The sequence below is a fragment of the Marinobacter salicampi genome, from assembly GCF_011074795.1.
In the GTDB taxonomy this organism is placed as follows: Bacteria; Pseudomonadota; Gammaproteobacteria; order Pseudomonadales; family Oleiphilaceae; genus Marinobacter; species Marinobacter salicampi.
On sequence record NZ_JAAMPF010000029.1, the window covers coordinates 1 to 20,797 of the forward strand.

A 20,797-nucleotide genomic window follows, 5' to 3' on the forward strand; every position below is an offset into this window, starting at 1 on the left:
TATTGAAAAAAGCCGATCTTTTGATCGGCTTTTTGCTTTCTGGCGGTGGCATGTGTGTCAGCATTGTTTACGGGCCTGCGGCGCAAAGCTGCTGCCGCAGACGCTGGTCGCGTCTGCTCCCCGCTACCATTATTGAAAAAGCCGATCTTTTGATCGGCTTTTTTCGTTCTGGTGCTGTGCCTGTTTATGAGCCTCCGGCGCGACAGGAACGAGACCGTCCAGTATTGAAAGTGATTTTCGGGATGAGCTCGGTGATCAAGCTCCAAATTTTCGCAGACGGCCTGCGTGGGCCAGAGCCAGGGTCATTAGATGTTTTGCCCGAAGGTGGCCGAGCCCGCCACCGGCACAGGCGGTTTCGCCGAAGACATTGACTCCGTCTACCCGACATGTCTTTGCGCGGATGAGGACCGGTACCGGATGCCAGCTGTGGCTGGCCATTGCGCTGGGGGTACTGTGATCTCCTGTCACCACGACCACATCCGGTTCCAGTTCCATCATTCTGGGAATCACTCGGTCCAGTTCTTCGATGGCCGCAACTTTGCCATCAAAGTCGCCATCCTCGCCACGGCTATCGGTGTCCTTGAAATGCAGGAAAAGAAAATTATGGTCCGACCAGACAGCCCGCAGAGCCTCGATTTCACTGTCCAGATCAGGGCCGCAGTCCTCGACTTTCATTCCCAGCAACCGTGCGATGCCCCGGTACATGGGGTATCCAGCGAGGGCACAGCCGTTCAGTCCATACCGTTCTTGTAACGAAGCCAGCTGGGGCAACTGCGCAAAACCCCGCAACAGCACCATGTTAGCCGGCTCTTCCTTAGCGAGAATCTCCTGGGCCTGCGCTAGGAACTCACTCACCGCCCGCGCCGTTTCCTGTGACTTTTCTTCCCGGGCATGGGGTTGCCTGGGCGCTACGGCGGTTCGGTGGGGATCGGTGTCGTCCAGAGCCGCGCTGATTGCTTCCTTCTTGCTCCGCAACACCAGTAAAAATCGGTGCTCCTTGACTGGTTCGACGTAAATCTCCACGTCGTCGAGACGGATATCCCTGAGCATCTTCACCAGCCGGGTACTTTCCTGGGAGTCGATGCGGCCGGCCCGGCGGTCGGTTACCTCGCCGTCGTCGTTCACGGTGCAGAAGTTACCACGGGCAGCGACATCACCCGGCTTCAGGTCGAAGTCGATACCAAGCGCAGTAAGGACCCCTCGTCCAATGTCATGCTCCACCGGATCGTAGCCAAAGAGAGCCAGATGGCCGGGTCCGCTCCCCGGCGTAATGCCGGGTGCCACTGGGTAGGTTAGCCCGGTGGCGCCCTGGCTCGCCAACCGATCGAGATTGGGTGTCCGGGCTGCTTCCAGTTCCGTGCCTCGGCCTTCACTGTCTATACCGCCGAGCCCGTCGGCAATGACAAAGAGTATTTTTGTATCGCTTTCGGTGAGCAGGGGTCTAAGATCCATGGGTTAATCTCCCTTCAGGACTTGCAGTGCCGGCAATGAGCCTTGGGCAAGGTAATCAAGAAAGGCGCCGCCACCGGTGGAAAGGTGTGTCAGCTTATCCTCTATCCCGAGCTTATGAACCGCCTGTCCGGTTTCCCCGCCGCCAACAACGGTGATGGCCCGGGACTCTGCCATGGCTTGCGCTATTCGTTGTGTACCGCTGAAGTACTTTTCCTCTTCAATCTTGCCCATGGGTCCATTCCATACCACGGTAGCGGCGCTTCCAATGGCTTCTGCATACCGGGAGGCGGTATCCGGACCGATGTCCATCCCCATCCAGTCACCAGTGATTTCATCACCAGTGCGGACTTCCCCATCCCTGGTCATAAGGTGGTCTATGGGCAGAAGGAGTTTGTCTCCGGCTTTGTCCAGTATTTCCCGGGCCTCATCCAGATGATCTTCTTCCACTTTAGAAGAGCCTGTGGATCTATCCTGGGCGCGCAGAAAGGTATAGGCCATGGCGCCGCCAATCAGAATCCGGTCGGCGCGGTCGATGAATGCGCTGACAACTTCAAGCTTGTCGGCTACTTTAGCGCCGCCGAAAATCGCGACCAGGGGCTGTTGGGGGTTATCGACGATCTTGTCCAGGGCTTCTATTTCCCTTTCAACCAGACGACCCACCGCTCGCCTGTCTGGGTGAAAGCGTGTTGCTGTGGCATGCACAGAAGCATGTTCTCTATGGCAGGCCGCGAAGGCATCGTTAACATAGACATCGCCGAGCCCCGCCAGGGCGCCTGCAAACTGGTCATCGTTAGCCTTTTCACCGGGATGGAAACGCAGATTTTCCAGTAAAAGGATCTCACCACCGGCCAGAGCCCGGGCCATTTCCTCAGCTCGCGAACCCACCACTTCTTCGCAGTGTCGTATTCGATGATCGGGCAACAATTCAGAGAGCTTCTCTGCGACCGGAGCCAGGCTCAGTTGTGCCACCCGCTTACCGCCAGGCCTACCGAGGTGGCTCATCAATACGCAGGCGACATTTTTCTCCAGGAGGTGACGTAGTGTCGGCAGGGCCGCGCGCATGCGGCTATCGTCCAGCACCATGCCCTCGTCATTTTGGGGAACATTGAAGTCCACCCGAACGAGAGCACGTGAATTGGTTAAATCCAGATCGCTCAATGTTTTCATACTTGCGGGCCTCCTGCCTCTAAGGAATGAATCGGGGGGATTGCGCCGGGGTGCCCCCTAGAGCGTTGTTTAACTCATTCTTTTAGCTATACGGCTGTTATCTGGTTAGTCCGGTGAGTGAGTAAAAACTCGACTAGGGCATTGACATCTACTGCTGACAAGTGTGTTCTTGGATGCAGAGTCTTCGCGAATTTGACAGGTTCTGTTCGTGCTTGTTCAAAGCTAGCAATTCTTTTTAAGATAACGCAACAAGAGAATACAGTTGGGCTTGGCATAATGATGGCGATGTGTCATCACCCGGCTGAGCTTATCCTGCAGCTCGCAATGTGCTGCCGGAAGGGCATCGCGCCCTGTTTAGATCATGTTAGCGTACGGCCTTCAGTGCACTGATACTGAAGTACGCTTTAAGAATTATTGGATGGTTTTAACTCCGCAGTTTCTTGATCAGCTACATACGCAGTTCAGCTAACTTCACCGTGGAAAGCAAAGGAGATTGCAACCATGAAGATTGGCATCAATGGGTTCGGCCGCATAGGCAGACAAGTATTTCGCATCGCCTATGAGCAACAGGGCCTGGAAGTGGTCCACATCAATGATCTGACCGACGCGGAAACCCTGGCCTACCTCCTGCAGTGCGATAGCACCTATGGGCGCTGGGCTCATCAGGTAAGGGCCGAAGGGGACGCTCTGGTTATCGATGACAGCATGACCGTTACGGTAAGCGCCGAGAAAGACCCGGCTCAGTTGCCCTGGCGTGAGAAGGGCGCGGACGTTGTTCTCGAAGCCACCGGGCTCTTTCGCAAAAAGGAAGACGCGCATAAACACATCGATGCGGGCGCGCGGAAGGTGCTTATTTCGGCACCCGGCAAGAGCGAACTCGACGGCGACTTTATCCTTGGTGTTAATGGGGATCAGTTCGACCCGGACCGACATCATATTATCTCCATCGGAAGCTGCACGACCAATTGTCTAGCCCCGGTGGTCAAGGTGCTGCACGACGAGTTCGGGATCGAGAAAGGATTCATCAATACGGTGCACGCCTATACCTCCTCCCAGAATCTGCTGGACGGACCGCACAAAAAGCCCCGGCGGGGTCGGGCGGCGGCGGAAAATCTCGTACCCACGTCTACCGGCGCGGCGGCGATGATTGGACAGATCATTCCGGATCTGGACGGAAGGCTCAACGGCATCGCAGTGCGCGCACCGGTCAAATCCGGTTCGCTTTTGGATCTGACCTGCCTGTTGGCCGCAGACGCCAGTGATGAGCGGATCAACGACGCGTTTCGCAAACAAGCGAAGGATTCCATGAAGGGCATTCTTGCCGTCGACGATTCGCCCCTTGTCTCCAGTGACATAATCGGCAGGGAGGAAAGCGCCATCGTAACCAGCCAGGACACCCAGCTGATCGGGGACCGCTTCGCAAAGGTGCTGGCCTGGTATGACAACGAGTGGGCGTTTTCCCGCCGCTGCGTGGATATGATGCAACGGATGGGCTGATCATGAAGGAAGAAAATTACATTCGCTGGTTTGAAGACCTGGGCAATGACGACGTCTCTATTGTTGGAGGAAAAAACGCCTCACTGGGGGAGATGATCAGCAATCTGCGGGAAGGGGGTGTGCGGGTGCCGGGCGGGTTCGCCACCACGGCAGATGCCTACCGGGCTTACGTCGAGCACAATGAGCTGGGAGATACCATCCGGGAACTGACCAAAACGCTTGCCCGGGAGGAAAAGTCTCTCAAAAAGGTCGGCAAGGAAATCCGCGATGCCTTCCGCAAAGGTGAGTTTCCGGAAGATATTGAGCAGGCCATCCGTGGTGCCTACGAAGAGCTTGCCGACCGCAATGGCAAGAAGAATCTGCCCGTGGCCGTGCGCAGCAGCGCCACGGCGGAGGATCTTCCGGAGGCAAGCTTCGCCGGACAGCAGGAGACCTTCCTCAATATCCGCGGTAGCGACGATCTTATTGATGCCTGCCGTAAGTGTTATGCGTCCTTGTTTACTGATCGCGCCCTCAATTACCGTGAACATCGTGGATTCGACCACCTGCAGCTCGCGCTTTCCGTAGGCGTACAGAAGATGGTGGGGTCAGACAAGGCCAGCGCCGGCGTGATGTTTTCGCTGGACACCGATACCGGCTTTCCCGATGTGGTAGTCATTAACGCCGCCTGGGGCCTGGGCGAGACGGTCGTACAGGGCACCGTGGATCCAGATGAGTATCGGGTCTTTAAGCCTGGGCTTGAGAATAAGAACCTGGTGCCGATCCTGGCGAAGAAATGTGGCAGTAAGAAGGAAAAAATGGTTTACGCGTCCCGGGGTTCGGCGCCTACCAGAACGGTAAGTACCAAAAAGGCTGAGCGGGAAGCTCTGGTGCTTGACGACGATGACATTCTCACCCTTGCTCGCTGGGCCGTATCCATTGAGCAGCACTACAACAAACCCATGGACATGGAATGGGCCAAGGATAGTGAATCCGGTGAGCTCTATTGTGTTCAGGCCCGCCCTGAAACTGTTCATTCGCAGAAGCAGTCCGGCGCGTTCAAAAGCTATCGGCTGGAGGGAACGGCCGAGGTACTGAGCCGGGGCGTGGCCATTGGTGAGTCCATAGCAACGGGCAAGGTGAGGGTTCTGAGCAGCCCTAAAGAGATAGACCGTTTCGAGGATGGCGATGTGCTGGTCACCGAGCGCACCGACCCGGACTGGGGCCCTGTCATGAAAAGGGCGAAAGCCATCATCACTGACCATGGCGGCAGGACCAGCCACGCGGCCATTGTAAGCCGGGAGCTGGGCGTTCCCGCAGTGGTGGGCACCGGCACCGGGACCAAGGATCTCAAGGATGGTCAGGAAGTCACGGTCTCGTGTGCAGAAGGAAGCGAAGGCCGGATTTACAAGGGTATCCTGGAATACGAGGAAAAGGATATCGATATCGAGGATCTGCCCGAAGCGCCCGTGCAGCTGATGATAAACCTGGCTGCACCGGACGCCGCCTTCCGCTGGTGGCGTCTGCCGGTAAAAGGAGTGGGTCTGGCCCGTATGGAATTCATCATTAATAACGCGATCAAGGTTCACCCCCTGGCCCTGGCGCGATTTGATGAAGTTGAAGACAAAAAGGCGCGAAAGAGTATCGAGCAGCTCACAGCCGGATACGAGGATAAAACGGCGTACTTTATCGAGCACCTCAGCCGCGGTATCGCGATGATAGCCGCCTCCCAGTATCCGGATCCAGTTATTGTCCGCATGAGCGACTTCAAGACCAACGAGTATGCCAAGCTCATTGGCGGAGACCAGTTCGAGCCGCGGGAAGAAAATCCCATGCTGGGATTCCGCGGAGCTTCGCGCTATTACAGCGATCACTACAAGGACGGTTTTGCCCTGGAATGCCGGGCCGTAAAAATGGCACGAGAGGAAATCGGCCTGGACAATATCGTGGTGATGCTGCCCTTCGTTCGCAGCACGCGTGAGGCGGACCAGGTTATTGATGTAATGGCTGAACATGGGCTTCGGCGCGGTGAGCAGGGCCTGCAGCTGTACATGATGTGTGAGGTGCCCTCCAATGTATTTCTAGCGGACCAGTTTGCCAGGCGGTTCGACGGTTTCTCCATTGGCAGCAATGACCTGACCCAACTGATACTGGGAGTAGACCGGGACTCCGAGCAACTCAGCGAACTCTTTGATGAAAGGGACGAGGCGGTCAAAACCGCGATTGTGCAGGTGATCGAAAAGACCCATCAAGGTGGATGCAAGGTGGGCATTTGCGGCCAGGCCCCCAGCGACTATCCGGATTTTGCCCAGTTTCTGGTGGATAGCGGCATCGATTCCATCTCGCTCAACCCGGACAGTGTGCTGGATATACTGGAAATCTGGCGAGAGGGCTGATTCGCAAAAGCATTAACAAGACATTCAGATACGGGCCCTTGGGTGAAGTGCAAGATAGCGGCGAATCGGAGGCTGGAAAAGGATAAGGGCACATGGAAATTGTATTTTTCGACGTAGAAAAGTGGGAAAGGGGCGCTTTCGCGGTGTTACAGGAAGGACATTCCGTGAGTTGTGTTGAAGAGCCGCTACGGTCGGGCAATGCCGGTGAGTACGGGGCTGCGGAGGCCATTTCGATCTTCATCTACTCCAGGGTGGATCGGCAGGCTCTGGACGCCATGCCAGACCTAAAATTGATCACCTCCAGATCCACGGGCTTCGACCACATCGACATCAAGGAATGCGAACGGAGGGGGATCACGGTATGCAACTGTCCTGACTATGGCGAACACACAGTGGCGGAACATGTTTTTGGCCTTCTGCTCATGATCAGCCATCGGCTGGAGGAAGCAGTGGAACGGACCCGCAAAGGCGGCTTCTCACCCCGTGGCCTGCAAGGTTTCGACTTGAAGGGAAAGACTCTGGGTGTTGTGGGCACCGGGGCTATTGGCATGGCCGTCATCCGAATTGCACAGGGCTTTGGCATGGGCGTGCTGGCCTATGATCTTAAACCGGATGAAGAGGCTGCCCGAGACCTCAAATTTGACTATGTCGATATGGACAACTTGCTGCAACAGGCTGATATCGTGAGCCTGCATGTGCCTGCGAACCCCCAGACCCATCACCTTATTGATACCGAAGCGTTTTCCAAGATGAAAGACGGAGTGGTCCTTATCAATACAGCCCGGGGCGACGTGGTCGACATCCGGGCCCTGGCGAGGGCACTGGCAGAGCAGAAAGTAGCGGCCGCCGGGCTGGATGTTCTGCCTTATGAGCCGGTGGTGAGGGAAGAGGCAGAGCTGCTTCGTTCTGTCTACGAAGAGACCGAGGATCTTTCCTCCCTGCTGGCGAACGAGGTGCTGGTTCGAATGAAGAATGTAGTGGTTACGCCTCACAGTGCTTTTAATACCAGGGAAGCCGTTCAGCGTATTCTTGACACCACCGTGGAAAACATTCGCCGGTTTGGGAAGGGTGATCCGGTCAATGTGGTCACGGCCGGTCGGTAGAGGGTCTGCACAGCCATAAGCGGACCTGCTGGCCCGGGTGATGCCTTCCGTTTCAGACGCTGAATTTTTAGGAGAGAAACCTATGAAAGAAAGGTCGCTCACCAATTGGGAACTGGTCTACCACGAGTGGAATCCGGAGGAACAGCCTACCCGGGAAGCCCTGCTGGCTCTGGGCAATGGCTATTTCGCCACGCGTGGGGCACTGGAGGAATCGCCTGCCGGAGGCCCCCACTACCCGGGGACCTATCTGGCGGGGGGCTTTAACCGAGCGGAAAGCGAAATCCGGGGGAAGATCATTGAAAATGAGGACATGGTGAATTGGCCCAACTGGCTACCTCTCTCCTTTCGATGCGAAGATGGTGAATGGTTCGACCTGGCCCATGTGAAGATTCTCGACTACACCCATTGGCTGGATCTTTATCGCGGATTGGTTCATCGGAAAATTCAGTTCAGTGATAGGTCAGACCGTGAATTCATGCTGGAAACCCGGCGCCTTGTGCATATGGGCGATCCCCATATTGCTGCCATCAGCTGGGTGCTTACCCCTCTCAACTGGTCCGGAGCGGTGGAGATCAGGTCAGCCATCGACGGTCGTGTTACCAACAGCGGAGTGGCTCGTTACCGGGATCTCAACGGCAATCATCTGGAGGTAGAGGACACCGGTCAGGTGGGGGAGGAGGCGATTTTCCTTTGCGCCAGAACCCTGCAGTCCAAAATCCGCACAGCCCAGGCGGTCCGTACCCGGGTCTGGGTCGACAATGAGCCGGCTGCTGCCGAGCGGCACACCCTGTCCGAGCAGAACTGGATTGGTCAATCCCTGACGCTTGGGGCAGAAAAAAACCGGCCGATAACTGTGGAAAAAGTGCTCTCCTTACACAGTTCCCGGGATCTCGCCATTAGCGAGCCCGTCTTCGAAGCCTGCGAGGACATCCGGCATGCTGCAGACTTTGATGTTCTGCTCGAGCAGCATCAGCAGGCGTGGCAAAGACTGTGGCGTCGGGCTGATCTGACCCTGGTTGGCGAAGAGAACACCCAGGCTCAGGCCATCCTTCGCCTGCACCTTTTCCACCTGCTGCAGACGGCCTCCATACATACGACGAGGCGCGACGCGAGCATTCCCGCCCGGGGACTGCACGGAGAGGGTTACCGAGGACATATCTTCTGGGACGAGCTGTTCACTTTCCCCTATTTCAATCTGCGTCTTCCCGATCTCACCGAGTCGTTGTTGCTCTATCGCTATGAGCGCCTGCGCTGGGCCCGACGGGCGGCGAGGGAAGCTGGTTACAAAGGCGCCATGTTTCCATGGCAAAGCGGTAGCGATGGTCGGGAGGAGAGCCAGGTTCTGCATCTGAATCCGGAATCCGGGCGCTGGATACCCGACAACTCCCACACCCAACGTCACGTCAACGCCGCCATTGCCTACAACGTCTGGCAGTATTTTCAGGCCACCGGGGATATGGAGTTTCTCTCTATGTACGGTGCCGAGATTCTGATCGACATCGCTCAGTTCTGGGCCAGTATTGCCACCTTCAACCCTGACCGTGGGCGCTATGAAATACGGGGGGTAATGGGTCCGGATGAGTTCCACACCAAATACCCCGATCGGGAAGAGCTGGGCCTGGACAATAACGCCTACACCAACGTGATGGCAGCATGGGTCCTGAAGACAGCCTGCATCATGCTGGAGATGCTGGCTGAGGACCGGCGGGCGGAGCTCCTCCAGCTTCTCGATGTTTCCTCCGAGGATCTGCTCCGCTGGCAGGATGTAAGCAAACGGATGTTCATCCCCTTCCTTTCATCTGGGCTTATCAGTCAATTCGAGGGCTGGGACAGCCTTGAGGAGCTTGACTGGGAAGAACTGCGGGGCAAGCACGGTGACATTCAGCGCCTGGACCGTATCCTGGAGGCGGAAGGTCGGGATATGAACCGTTACAAGGCCACCAAGCAGGCCGATGTGTTAATGCTGTTTTTCCTGTTTTCCAGCCGGGAGCTCGGGGAAATATTTTCCGGCCTTGGCTATGAGTTTGATCCCGACAATATCCCCGAAAACGTCCAGTACTATCTCGACCGAACGTCCCACGGCTCCAGCCTTAGCCGGGTGGTGCACGCCTGGGTTCTCGCGAGAACGCACCGCGAGCGCTCCTGGGACCTCTTCCAGGAGGCCCTGGTCAGTGATCTCGACGACATTCAGGGTGGCACGACGTCGGAGGGTATCCACCTGGGCGCGATGGGTGGAACGGTGGATCTGGTGCAGCGTTGCTATACCGGTATCGAAATGCGTGACGGCATACTCTGGCTGGACCCCTGCTTACCGAAAGGGCTCGAAGGGCTGAGCTTCTGCGTCCACTATCGGGGCCATTGGTTGCACATCGAACTGAACCACGAAACGATGAACGTCAGCTTTGAGAAAGGCTGGTCCAGCGCGGCTCAGGTTGGCTTTGAAGGCCAGGTATACGAAATGTGTTCAGGAGAGCAGAAACGCTTCAGTCTCAATATGGCTAAGCCCTCATGAGATTTTATCCGAAAACGGTTGGGGCGCTCGGCTCTGAGTCTTCACTATTTGTCCGCAGGCAAGGAGGATTTTCAATATGAAGCGGATGGAGCCGTTTCAGGCCGTCATTTTTGACATGGATGGCGTGCTGACACGCACCGCTGACCTGCACATGCGGGCCTGGAAGCAGGTGTTTGATGACTACCTGAGCGGTGAGGATCAACAGCAGCCTTTTTCCCGAGCCGACTATCTTGCCCACGTGGACGGCAAACCCCGGTATAAAGGCGTTGAAGATTTTCTGCGCTCCCGCCAACTAAAGCTTCCCTACGGAAAGCCCTCGGATGACGCCGATTGTGACACCGTCTGTGGCCTTGGTAATCGCAAAAACACCCGGTTTCTTGAGCTTCTGGAAACAACCGGCGTGGCCGTTTTTGAGGATGCTGTGGCTGCATTGCAGCGATGGCGTCGCGGCAACATGAAGCTGGCCATCATCACCGCGAGCCGGAATGGTCGGCGGGTTCTCACCGAAGCCGGACTCATGACTGCAGTCGACGTGGTTATCGATGGCGTCATGGCGGCAGAGCAGGAGCTGGCGGATAAAACGCAGATCATGCTGGAGGCGGCGCGCCGTCTCGGGGTAGACCCGGGGGATACAGTCATCCTGGAAGATGCCACTGCCGGCGTTCGGGCCGGCCGTGAAGGCGGGTTCGGACTGGTGGTGGGCGTGTCGCGAAACGGCGGCGAGAAAGAGCTCCGGGAAGCCGGTGCCCATCGTGTCGACTCCGATGTCTACGCAGTGGACTTTCTACGCCGAATTCCCAACGTCCTGGATCACCTGAGCGATCTTTCGGCATGGCAGGGCGGCCGACCCCTGGCCGTATTTCTGGACTTCGATGGCACTTTGGCTGAAATCACCGATGAGCCGGGTAAGGCGGAAATTTCCGCAGAAGCCCGGTCGGCGCTGGAACGGTTCTCTTGCCCGGTGGCGGTGATCAGCGGACGGGACAGGGAGGATCTGGAATCCCGGGTCCATGTAAAGGGGATTTATTACGCCGGTAACCACGGCTTCGATATTGCTGGGAATGGTCATCAACACACTCTCCCGGAGGCCGATCAAGCCGTGAAAGACGTGGACCATGCAGAAAGGATGGCAACAGAGCAAGTCGGTGATCTTGCGGGTGTGATTATCGAACGCAAACGTTACTCACTGGCTGTTCACTACCGCAAGGTGAAGAGTGGGGATGTGCTCGACAGAGTGCGGGAGGCTGTTGAGGATATCCGTCAGGAAACAGGCTTGAGAAAGCGTGAGGGTAAAAAAGTTCTGGAGCTTGAACCCGACGTCGACTGGAACAAGGGCCGGGCGTTGCGATGGCTCATCGACGTTCTGCCAGTTTCGAGTGAAGAGCCACCGTTTATTGTCTACGCGGGGGACGATGTTACCGATGAAGATGCATTTGCCGCCCTCCGTGACGACGGGCCGGGTGTTTACGTAGGTGAAGCTATAACCTGCTCCCTGGCGGATTATCATGTCCGGGACCCCGCCGAAGTGCTTCATCTTTTACGCAACCTGGGTGATTCAGCGGAAGCCACGCCTTAGCGCAATGCCTCCGCACCCTGGCTCTCCTTGCGCGCTGGTTTTACTAAGTCAACCTGCGCCGCTGTATTTCCCGCACTGTTTGTCCCACCAGCAGGGGAACGACGCTCATTGCCAGAATCAGAAGCCACGGCTGCCAGCCCAGAGGCCGGGTTTGCAGTAGGCCAGAGAGCAGCGGAAGATAGACTGCGGCGGCGAGCAACACGATGCAAAGCGCCAGGGCTCCCCATACCCAGGGATTGCGTGTTATTTCGTTACGCAGAACAGCAGACTTGGGGCTCCGCAGAACGAATGTAAACCAGAGCTTGCCGAAAGCCAGAGTCAGAAAAGAAACCGTGACCGCTTCCAGTTCCGTCAATCCCAGCCAGTGATGTGCCAGCAGCAGGGCGACCAGCACACAAGCTGCCATCACGGCAGCAAATCCGGTGATCTCCGTCCAGTGGGCTCGGGTCAGCACCGATTCCCGGGGGCTGCGGGGTGGCTCTTTCATTTCACTTCCGCTGGCCGGGCCCACCCCCAGGGCGAGAGCAGGGAAGACATCGGTAAGCACATTGAGATAGAGAATCTGCAGCGGTAACAGCGGCAGAGGCCATCCCGCACCGGTGGCTATGGCCACCGCCAGCACTTCGGCCACATTGGTGGTGAGCATGAACATGACGGATTTACGGATGTTGCCGAAAATCACCCGTCCCTGTCGTACCGCCTCCACAATAGTCTCAAAGGCGTCATCCTTCAGCACCATGTCAGCGACCTGCTTGGCCGCCTCGGTGCCCCGTTTGCCCATGGCAATGCCGATGTCCGCCTTCTTCAGAGCGGGAGCGTCATTGACGCCGTCACCGGTCATGGCCACGATCTCGCCCCGGTTCTGGTAAATAGTCACCAGATCAAGCTTCTGCTCAGGACTCACCCTGGCAAATATATTGGCACGGTAGATCTTTTCCTGCTGGTCCTCGTCGATCTCTTCGGGGGCACCGATATCGCGCCCCAGCATGGTGACAGTTTCCGGATCATCCTTGCCCCCGACGATCCCTACAGCCCGGGCGATCGCCGTGGCGGTCTCTGCCTGATCGCCGGTCACCATCTCCACCCGGATACCCGCCGCCTGACAGGCATCTATCGCTACTTTGACGTTTTCGCGGGGTGGATCAAGCAGGCCCACAAGGCCGAGGAAGCATAGCTCTTCATAGGGATCGGAATCCTCGGTTTCCGTCCGCTTCTCGGCCATTGCCAGGAGGCGTAAACCCTCGCCTGCCAGTTCATTGGCGCGCTCGACCCATTGCTGGCGGGTCTCGTCATCCAGAGACTCGGCGCTGTCTTCGGACGCCAGGATATCGCTGCAGACATCCAGCACAGCCTCGGGGGCGCCTTTCACCGCCACGTAATACTTGCCATCCTCCTGATGAAAGGTGGCCATCTTCTTGAGCCGGGGTTCGAATTTTTCAACCCGTGCCTCAGGGCGCTCTTTAAGCAAAGATTCCCGCTCCAGTCCCAGGTCCTTGCCTCCGGCCAGAAGTGCGATTTCAGTGGGGTCGCCACGAGGATTGTCCTCTCCCTGTTCCTGCTTGAGGGAAGCGCCATTGCAGAGCAGGCCCACCTCCAGTACGCGGCGTACCCCCTCCTTGTCCTCCAGCGACGTGCCCGTCCCGTTTTCCTCCAGTGCGAGATCACCAGTGGGGGTGACGATTTTTTGCAGCCGCATCCGGTTTTCCGTCAGGGTGCCGGTTTTGTCAGAAAAGATCACCCGGGTTGCCCCCAGAGTTTCCACCGCGGTGAGCTGGTTCACCAGAGCGTTGCGGGTGGACATCAGGTACATGCCGCGGGCGAGGGCGATCGTGGCAACAATGGGAAGGCCTTCAGGAATGGCTGCTACACCGAGGGCCAGCGCCGTCTCGATCACCAGCGCGGCCTCTTGCTCCCGCACCAGCAAACCCACCGCAGCGACCGCGACCGCGATAAAAATGGTTAATACAGCGAGGCGGCGCCCCAATTGATCCAGTCGCCGCTGCAATGGTGTGACAGTTCCCTCCGCCGATTCCGCAAGTGCGGACACCCTGCCCAGCTCCGTCTTGGAACCCGTTGCCGCTGCAGCGCCTACCGCGGTGCCGTCGGCGATGCTGGTGCCCTTGTAGAGCATGTTCTTGCGATCGGCAAGGTCCGTATCCGCGGCCAGGGTATCGGTCAGTTTGCTCACCGCAACGGACTCACCGGTGAGAGGTGCTTCGTTGACCCTCAGATGTTCCGCTTCCAGCAATCGCAGATCAGCGGGGACCAGGTCGCCGGCCTCGAGCAGCACAATATCGCCGGGCACGATTTCCGATGCAGCAATCTCCTGCTCACTGCCTTCCCGGCGCACACGGGTCATGTGCTCTCCCAACCGGCGCAGGGCGGCCATGGATAGTACCGCCTTCCATTCGCTGACAAAGCCGATAGTGGTATTTACCAGCAGTACCGCAAGGACCGCAAACCCCTCCGGGAGGCGGCCGGTGGCAAACGCCAGAAGGGCGGCGCCACCCAGCAGGTAGATAACGATACTGCGAAACTGCCCCACAAGAATCCGCCACCAGGGCCGGCTTTGGGCCACCCGCAGCTGGTTAGGCCCGTAACGCTTGAACCGCTCCTGGGCCTCGTCATCCGTCAATCCATTTTCTTTCCGGACGTCGAGTTCCGCCAGAGTTTCCTCAATGTCCGCGGAATGCCAGGCAGTTTCTTTGGAAGAGTTCCCTCTCTTTTCGCTTTTCGCAGCCAATGGGTCGTTCCTTTGAAAGTCCTCTAAAAGGTCGGCGCGGACTCTTAAACTCAGATCTTTGCGAACGGCCTGCGCCTGCGCGATGCTAATCTTCCTCGTCATCCGGCACTGGCGAGAACTCAAAGGGCAGTGCCTTAATGGCTTCACGGTAACGCTGCAGCATTTCATGCTGGGTTTTGCCTGCAACATGAACCTCTGCCAGGATATAGCTGTAGGGGTCCTGGTCCGGAATTTCTGACAATCGCATGCCTTCCTGTGCTTTGAACACTACCTTGGTGTCGGGCTGCGACTCAGCGAGACGCGAGAGCTCGTCGCCACTTGGCGCGCGAGCAACGACGGCATCCTGCTGTGTATAATGCCGAAGGAGGAATTTCGCAGCATGCCTGTAGGGCCCGTTGTGATGTTCAAACCGTGGAGTATCACCAAGCGCCACATGCACGGCTATCTCGTGATTGGACATACCGTCGACCATCTCGAACTGATAGCAGTGAGACTGGGAGATTCGGGCGTTAATCTCGATAATCCATAAGCTGTCGCTATCTTCGCCCCAAAAAAATTCCATGTTGAAACAGCCATTATCGAAACCAATCTGGCGAAGTACTTTTTCGGCCATCGCAATACCGCGCTCCTGGATCCTGCGGGGCGCCTGGGAGGGATATTCATAGCGAAGGAAGCTCTTTCGGTTTTTGTCCCGAACCATGTCTATTACGCCATGTACGTGAAATTCTCCATGCTGCATATAGCCCTCGGGGGCAAACTCCCAGCCATGGATCAGTTTTTCGGCAACCAGGTAATTACCGTCTACCCCAGCCAGTTCAGGCGGCAAGTTCACTTTTTCCAGAATTTTGTTGAAGGGATCACCGATGCGTTTGATTCTCTGTTTTATTACGTCCAGAGCGTGGTCAAGTTCGCGTCTATTATTGATGCGAAACCCTAGGGCAGAACCATAGCCCTTGATCGGCTTTATCCAGAAAGGGTAATCCAGTGTGATTTTGTCAGGCGCATCTTTGTCGAAGGGGTCGACAGCGCAGAATCCTGGCGTCGCTTCGGGTACCGCGGCCTGTTGTTCGAGGCGGCTCCAATACTTGTGGGAACACTTGAGTACGGCCTCCAGAGAGGGTGCCAGCAAGCCGAACTCCGCGCATAAAATTGCGGCCATGGGGGTGGCAGGAAAATCCCAGTGGCAGACAATGGCGTCCAATTTTCCGTCGAAGCTGCGCAAGATGTCGCGAGCCTGTTCCAGTCTTTCATCAATGTAGAAGTTTTTCTGATGAACTACTTCATCCGTGCGCAAAAGCGGGTGGAAGCAAAAGGCGTCGGCATCGGGTATCTTCCGGAGGTCCTGGGCATGTTCTTCATCGTATCCAAGAACGAATATATTTTTTCGACGGTGATCCATGTCTTTGGCCCTTGTTGGTTGCTATCCAGCTAGCGGCTATCCCGACCGCCCCTGCAATACATCGTCTTGAGTATAAGAAAAAGTATGGGGTTTATCTCTTAAATGCCAGGCCAGACGGGCAACATCATCGGTATTTGCGAGTGACCTCGTCAGCCTCGGCTTTGAAGCCAGCAAACGTTTCTGACCGATATCCCCAGTGACCACTACTGATGCTCGCGGACGGCCACCTTCGTGACGATAGATTCGACCTTTTCAAGATCCGTGAGCTGATTGCCCGGCGTGCTGACCTTGGCCGCAGCGGCGGCAACCCCATAACGGAAGGCTTCCGCCATTGCCTGGCCACGATCAAGCTGGTAAACCAGGACCGAAACGAAGCTGTCTCCTGCGCCCACATGACTGATCACGCGGGTCTCAGGAGGGCGCGCGTGAAGCCTTTCGCCGACGCTTGAGGCGAGTAGGGCGCCGTCCGCATCCAGGGTGATTATCAGGTTGTCGCTCAGGCCCTGATCCACCATTTTGCCCATGGCCTCCAATACGCTGGCGTAGTCCTCCGGGCCGGAATACCCCAGGTCGAGGAATTCGCCGAAGTTGAGTTTGGTGAGATAAATGCCCGTTCTCGAGGAAGAGGAAAGGGCCTTGCCGGAGGTATCCAGTATCACTCTGGTTCCGCCGTCGGCGGCCGAGCGCGCCAGGTTGCTGTAGAAATCAGTCGGCACACCACCCGGAAGGCTGCCGCTGAGCACCAGGTAATCAGGCGTCGGCTGCAGGGTCTCGAACACGTCGACACACTGCTGCCACTCTGATTCCTGCAGTTCGGGGCCGGGGAAAACCAGATGATAGAGCTTGCCGCTGGCCTTCTCGGTGACCGCAAGGCTTTGCCGGGTCTCATCCTGGATGTCGACGAAGTGAGAGGTAAAAGCCTCACGTTTCAGGGTTCGTTTCAGTCTTTCTCCCTGCAGGCCGCCCGCAGTGAGTATCGCCACGACATTAACGCCGAACCGGTGCAGGTTCCGGGCCACGTTGATGCCACCTCCGCCGGGTTCATGGCTGGTATTCTGGCAACGGGTCTTACCGTTTTCCACCAGCCGCTCGGTTTCAGCGAAAAGGTCGACTGTTGGGTTCATTGTCACTGTCGCTACGTTACCCATATCTCATTCCTCCAGCTGTCTCGAACAGGAAGGCTTCAATTCGCGACCGGACTGTTCAGTTCAATTTATTCCCGGTCCATGGTTTCTGAAAATTTGTAGCGTTGTGCTCCATGGCCAATAAGGTCATGGAGAAGGGCCAGAACAACGGCCGTACCCGATTCAACAGCGGAATGATGCTGCCCGAACTGTTTCCGAAGAGCATTCTCTGTGGTGTGGCAAATGAGCGGTGGGCGGTGCACCGGCACACTTGCCATGAACAGGTTGTTGCGGGCATCTTGCAGTTCAGAGAGCCAGCCGTCAGGGTGAGGGCAGTGCTCCAGGATCAAAGCGGTTCGATGATATACGTCTGACTGTGAGTTAACCTGTCGGCAATCGAGTATTTTCTCCAGTTGATACATGATCAGCATCGCCATTCGGGAACTGTATTCATGACGGTTCTCCGCCACCTTCAGCAGGGTGAAAAGCACCTCATTGATGCTCTTTATGGCAGTATCTTTCCGGCTGCTTTCGGTGTTTTCAAGCCAGGCCCAGACCTCTTCAAGGGAAAGCTTTTTAAGCGGGGGCCACTGGTACTCCTGTGAGGCTTTCAGGGCACCATAAAACAGCCCGGAAGCATAATTCTGGGCCTCGTATTTATGAGCGCCTTGGCCGGCAAACCGGGTGTCCAGCAATTGGATTGCTCCGGGTCTGACAAGATTGACCGCTAACACCATCTGCTGGATAAAAATTGTGGCTACCTGGTAACTCTCTTCCTCTGCTGTGGTGTGACCCTCCGCCGAGATGGTGACGGAGAGTCCAGCCTTGATTGGCTTGTCAGGATCCTCCACATGGGCCAGCTGTTGCCTGGAGAAAGAGCCTGACTGACCCCGTGCCTTTTCCATGGCTGCAATCAATTCTCCGGCGTCCAGGCTGACCCGGTAGGAGTGCGCGCTTCCATTTAACCGGCCCTGGGCCGTAAATTCCATATTTGTGAAGAAAGCGTTGGCCTGCTGCCATAACTCGATGATCTCCTGGGTCTCATCTTCATTGCCAGGCGGAATCGCATTGCCAATCTGTAGTTGAATGGTCACCGATGAGGTCATAGATAACTTCCTTATAAAAAAATGGTCCATCAAGGAAAAGATAGCATTCAATGGTGATTTTTTTAATACAGTGTAAACCGACGGCAGACGTTGAGTCGCTTTCGAGAAAGGTCTGGCGATCAATCCAATTACCAAGAAAAGATGTAAAAAGACTATAGGATTTTGGTAAAGGTTGACAGTGAGGCAATCATTCGGTAGCTGTCAACCTGACCCAACGCACTAATGAGCATGCTGCGCCTGGCGTTATCCCACACAGGCCACATCGGTTTACGCGGGTTATTGCTTATTCGTGTCCGATTCTGAAATCATTTCTCCAGCGCTACGACAGTTACCGCTTTAGCTGTCTTGCTATGGGACTGGCACTCGCGGCCATCTATACGAACCCGGACCCATCGCGCTTGTTGTGGCGCTATGTCCCAACAGGAGAAGGAGCCTCCTATGAATGGCAGTGCCTTAAGAGAACTCGCTGAGGCCGCAGGCCTGATCCTTGAGTGGACCGACAGTGAGGGCTCCACCCAATACCTCGAGCCTGAGATCCAGAGTGTTCTATTACCACTTCTTGGATTTCCAGCTGGCAGTGACGAAGAGATACGAAGCAGTCGGGAGGCGCTGGAGCGGCTGTATCATCCCGAAACTCCAGCTCAGCTTCCGCCACTGATTACTGCCGATCAGGGATGTGTCATCACATTGGCCTGTCCGCTGGCCCCGGCCACGGACTATATGATCGAGCTCGAAAGTGGCCATCGCCATCAGGGCCGGACCGATGAACATGGCCGGATCCCGGCGGTAGCGGAGGCGGGCTACCACCGATTGAGCGTTGCAGACTGTTCGCTGACTCTGGCCGTTGCGCCCGCCAGATGTTTTTCTGTCGAACAGGCTGCTAGCAGAAGATCCGCCAGTCGCTCGACTGACGGATCTTCACGATTATGGGGCCTGGCCACACAGCTTTATTCCTTGCGTCGGCCAGGTGGCGGCGGGATGGGAGACGCCCTGGCGCTGGAAAACCTCTGTCGCAGCGCCGCAGCTGAGGGTGCAGCGGCGGTGACTGTGAGTCCGACCCACGCCATGTTCAGTTCAGACCCCAATCACTACGGTCCCTATTCCCCCTCAAGTCGGCTTCTGCGCAACGTGCTTTACAGCGCTCCTGAAGGTGTTTTTGGCGAGTCACGGGTTCAGGCAGCAATAGCCCGCTGTGGCCTGGAGCAACGTGTTCGGGATCTGGAATCCCTTGAGATGATTGACTGGCCTGCCGTTGGCAGCGCAAAACTCACCTGGCTTCGGTCTCTGTATGAGGACTTTGCTGAGGGCAGGGACGGGCAGGACAGCGATCTGTACCGGCAGTTCACGACCTTTCGTAAGCAGGGCGGAGCGGCTCTTGAGGATCATTGCCGATTCGAGGCCTTATCAGAATGGCAGGGGGCTGGCAGCTGGCGGAACTGGCCGGTGGAATTCCGTGACCCTGCCAGTGCTGCCGTGGAAGAGTTTGCTCAGGACCACGCCGATGAAGTGAGCTTCCATGCGTTTCTGCAGTGGCTTGTTGCGGATGGCCTTCAGCGGGCCCAGGACGCAGCCGTGGAGTCCGGCATGGCGGTCGGCCTGGTTGCCGACCTTGCCGTGGGTGCGAATGATTCCGGTAGTCAGGCCTGGAGCCGGCAGCAGGAAATGCTCACTGGAGTCTCTATTGGCGCACCGCCCGATTCGTTCAATGTACATGGCCAGGACTGGGGTTTGTGCTCGTTTTCCCCACACGGCCTGATACGTTCCGGCTTCCGGAGTTTTATCGACATGTTGCGGGCAAATTTTGCCCAGGCCGGAGGCCTTCGGATTGATCACATCCTGGGTTTTCTGCGGCTCTGGCTGGTGCCTGCCGGTAAGCGGCCCGACGAGGGCGGGTATGTTCGTTTCCCGCTCGACGATCTGCTCAGGCTTACAGCGCTGGAGTCGGTCCAGCATGAGGCGGTCGTCGTGGGAGAAGACCTGGGCACGGTGGCGCCAGGATTTCGTGAGAGGCTTTGTGAGCGCAGCATAATGGGGATGAACGTTCTCTGGTTCGAGCGGGATTATGTGGCGGACTTTCAGCCGCCTGAGCACTGGTCGCCAGCGACAATGGCCACGACTTCCACCCATGACCTGCCTACTGTGGCTGGCTGGTGGGCCGGCCGGGACATCGAATGGCGTGGGAAATTTGGCCTCCTGCCGAAAACCGAGACAGTGGAAACCGAACGCCAAAACCGGGCCAGAGACCGAGCCAGGCTGGCGCGGGCGCTTGGGCTGGTGGAGTCCCCGGATGCCGTCAGCGAGCTACAGGCCGCGGATATTCCCGTGGCCCGTGTTCTGGACCGCTGTGCGCGGCACCTGGGCCGTACGCCATCTCCGCTGGCCATTCTGCCAGTAGAGGACCTGCTGGGGCTTGAGGAGCAGGCGAATCTGCCCGGAACCATTACCGAGCATCCCAACTGGCGCCGTCGATGGTCGCCGGCTGCGCAGGAAATACCGAAGGCTGAAGAGGTCCGTCAGCGTCTGGGCGACCTTCGTAGCGGTCGTCTCGAATCTGTGAAAAGCGCGGACAGCGAACATTGAATTAGTAACTGGCTTAATTGATACTGGTTTTATACGCCGATGTCTCAACCGGACCAGGACGGCTTTAAATAGTCAGGGCCTTGCAAGAAAGCCACGTTGCAAAGGCTGCGGATGAGGGCAGAACAGACGAGGATGTACGAATTCTGAAGGCGGGCGGCGACGG

At 57.0% G+C, this 20,797-nt stretch carries 13 protein-coding genes; 7 read left to right on the top strand and 6 right to left on the bottom strand.

Features of this window, described 5'->3' with window-relative positions; translation table 11 throughout:
* Positions 1-255 precede the first annotated feature (255 nt).
* A complete protein-coding gene (locus G7W63_RS16275; RefSeq protein ID WP_166260664.1) occupies positions 256-1,452 on the bottom strand; it encodes a 2,3-bisphosphoglycerate-independent phosphoglycerate mutase in 1,197 nt (398 codons plus the stop codon).
* 3 nt (positions 1,453-1,455) lie between these two features.
* Positions 1,456-2,619 carry a phosphoglycerate kinase gene (locus G7W63_RS16280; protein WP_166260667.1) on the bottom strand — a complete coding sequence of 388 codons (1,164 nt, stop codon included), beginning with the start codon at positions 2,617-2,619 and terminating at the stop codon, positions 1,456-1,458.
* Between the two features lie 501 nt (positions 2,620-3,120).
* Between G7W63_RS16280 and gap the strand changes: the two genes are divergently transcribed.
* The 5 genes from gap (at position 3,121) to otsB (ending at position 11,682) form a co-directional block, all read left to right on the top strand.
* Positions 3,121-4,116 (top strand): type I glyceraldehyde-3-phosphate dehydrogenase, encoded by a 996-nt coding sequence (gene gap, locus G7W63_RS16285; protein ID WP_166260670.1) that lies wholly within the window; start codon positions 3,121-3,123, stop codon positions 4,114-4,116.
* A gap of 2 nt (positions 4,117-4,118) precedes the next feature.
* On the top strand, positions 4,119-6,491 hold the full coding sequence (gene ppsA / locus G7W63_RS16290; protein WP_166260673.1) for a phosphoenolpyruvate synthase: 2,373 nt from the start codon (positions 4,119-4,121) through the stop codon (positions 6,489-6,491).
* Between the two features lie 92 nt (positions 6,492-6,583).
* Complete coding sequence (locus G7W63_RS16295; RefSeq protein ID WP_166260676.1) at positions 6,584-7,594, top strand: hydroxyacid dehydrogenase; 1,011 nt, start codon at positions 6,584-6,586, stop codon at positions 7,592-7,594.
* 82 nt (positions 7,595-7,676) lie between these two features.
* The gene (locus tag G7W63_RS16300; RefSeq protein WP_166260679.1) at positions 7,677-10,106 is read left to right on the top strand and encodes a glycoside hydrolase family 65 protein; all 2,430 of its coding nucleotides are present in this window, start codon (positions 7,677-7,679) and stop codon (positions 10,104-10,106) included.
* Positions 10,107-10,182: 76 nt separating this feature from the next.
* Complete coding sequence (otsB, locus tag G7W63_RS16305) at positions 10,183-11,682, top strand: trehalose-phosphatase (protein WP_166260682.1); 1,500 nt, start codon at positions 10,183-10,185, stop codon at positions 11,680-11,682.
* Between the two features lie 43 nt (positions 11,683-11,725).
* Here otsB and G7W63_RS16310 read toward each other — a convergent pair whose 3' ends face one another.
* The gene (locus tag G7W63_RS16310) at positions 11,726-14,425 is read right to left on the bottom strand and encodes a cation-translocating P-type ATPase (RefSeq protein ID WP_242634458.1); all 2,700 of its coding nucleotides are present in this window, start codon (positions 14,423-14,425) and stop codon (positions 11,726-11,728) included.
* Positions 14,426-14,510: 85 nt separating this feature from the next.
* Positions 14,511-15,584: an ATP-grasp domain-containing protein gene (locus G7W63_RS16315; RefSeq protein ID WP_166260688.1), complete on the bottom strand. Its 1,074-nt coding sequence runs from the start codon at positions 15,582-15,584 to the stop codon at positions 14,511-14,513.
* Between the two features lie 21 nt (positions 15,585-15,605).
* Between G7W63_RS16315 and G7W63_RS16320 the strand changes: the two genes are divergently transcribed.
* Positions 15,606-15,857, top strand: coding sequence for a hypothetical protein (locus tag G7W63_RS16320; RefSeq protein WP_166260691.1), 252 nt, complete (start codon positions 15,606-15,608; stop codon positions 15,855-15,857).
* A gap of 170 nt (positions 15,858-16,027) precedes the next feature.
* Here G7W63_RS16320 and G7W63_RS16325 read toward each other — a convergent pair whose 3' ends face one another.
* Together G7W63_RS16325 and G7W63_RS16330 are read right to left on the bottom strand one after the other, a co-directional pair.
* On the bottom strand, positions 16,028-16,972 hold the full coding sequence (locus tag G7W63_RS16325; protein WP_166260694.1) for a 1-phosphofructokinase family hexose kinase: 945 nt from the start codon (positions 16,970-16,972) through the stop codon (positions 16,028-16,030).
* A gap of 65 nt (positions 16,973-17,037) precedes the next feature.
* A complete protein-coding gene (locus G7W63_RS16330) occupies positions 17,038-18,054 on the bottom strand; it encodes a hypothetical protein (protein ID WP_166260697.1) in 1,017 nt (338 codons plus the stop codon).
* 438 nt (positions 18,055-18,492) lie between these two features.
* Here G7W63_RS16330 and malQ point away from each other — a divergent pair, with 438 nt between their 5' ends.
* A complete protein-coding gene (gene malQ, locus G7W63_RS16335; RefSeq protein WP_166260700.1) occupies positions 18,493-20,634 on the top strand; it encodes a 4-alpha-glucanotransferase in 2,142 nt (713 codons plus the stop codon).
* Positions 20,635-20,797 lie beyond the last annotated feature (163 nt).

Coding starts and splice junctions, on each gene's coding strand:
- G7W63_RS16300 (WP_166260679.1), top strand. CDS start 7,677: ATGAAAGAAAGGTCGCTCACCAATTGGGAACTGGTCTACCACGAGTGG.
- ppsA (WP_166260673.1), top strand. CDS start 4,119: ATGAAGGAAGAAAATTACATTCGCTGGTTTGAAGACCTGGGCAATGAC.
- G7W63_RS16325 (WP_166260694.1), bottom strand. CDS start 16,972: ATGGGTAACGTAGCGACAGTGACAATGAACCCAACAGTCGACCTTTTC.
- G7W63_RS16315 (WP_166260688.1), bottom strand. CDS start 15,584: ATGGCCGCAATTTTATGCGCGGAGTTCGGCTTGCTGGCACCCTCTCTG.
- G7W63_RS16280 (WP_166260667.1), bottom strand. CDS start 2,619: ATGAAAACATTGAGCGATCTGGATTTAACCAATTCACGTGCTCTCGTT.
- G7W63_RS16275 (WP_166260664.1), bottom strand. CDS start 1,452: ATGGATCTTAGACCCCTGCTCACCGAAAGCGATACAAAAATACTCTTT.
- G7W63_RS16330 (WP_166260697.1), bottom strand. CDS start 18,054: ATGACCTCATCGGTGACCATTCAACTACAGATTGGCAATGCGATTCCG.
- gap (WP_166260670.1), top strand. CDS start 3,121: ATGAAGATTGGCATCAATGGGTTCGGCCGCATAGGCAGACAAGTATTT.
- malQ (WP_166260700.1), top strand. CDS start 18,493: ATGAATGGCAGTGCCTTAAGAGAACTCGCTGAGGCCGCAGGCCTGATC.
- G7W63_RS16295 (WP_166260676.1), top strand. CDS start 6,584: ATGGAAATTGTATTTTTCGACGTAGAAAAGTGGGAAAGGGGCGCTTTC.
- otsB (WP_166260682.1), top strand. CDS start 10,183: ATGAAGCGGATGGAGCCGTTTCAGGCCGTCATTTTTGACATGGATGGC.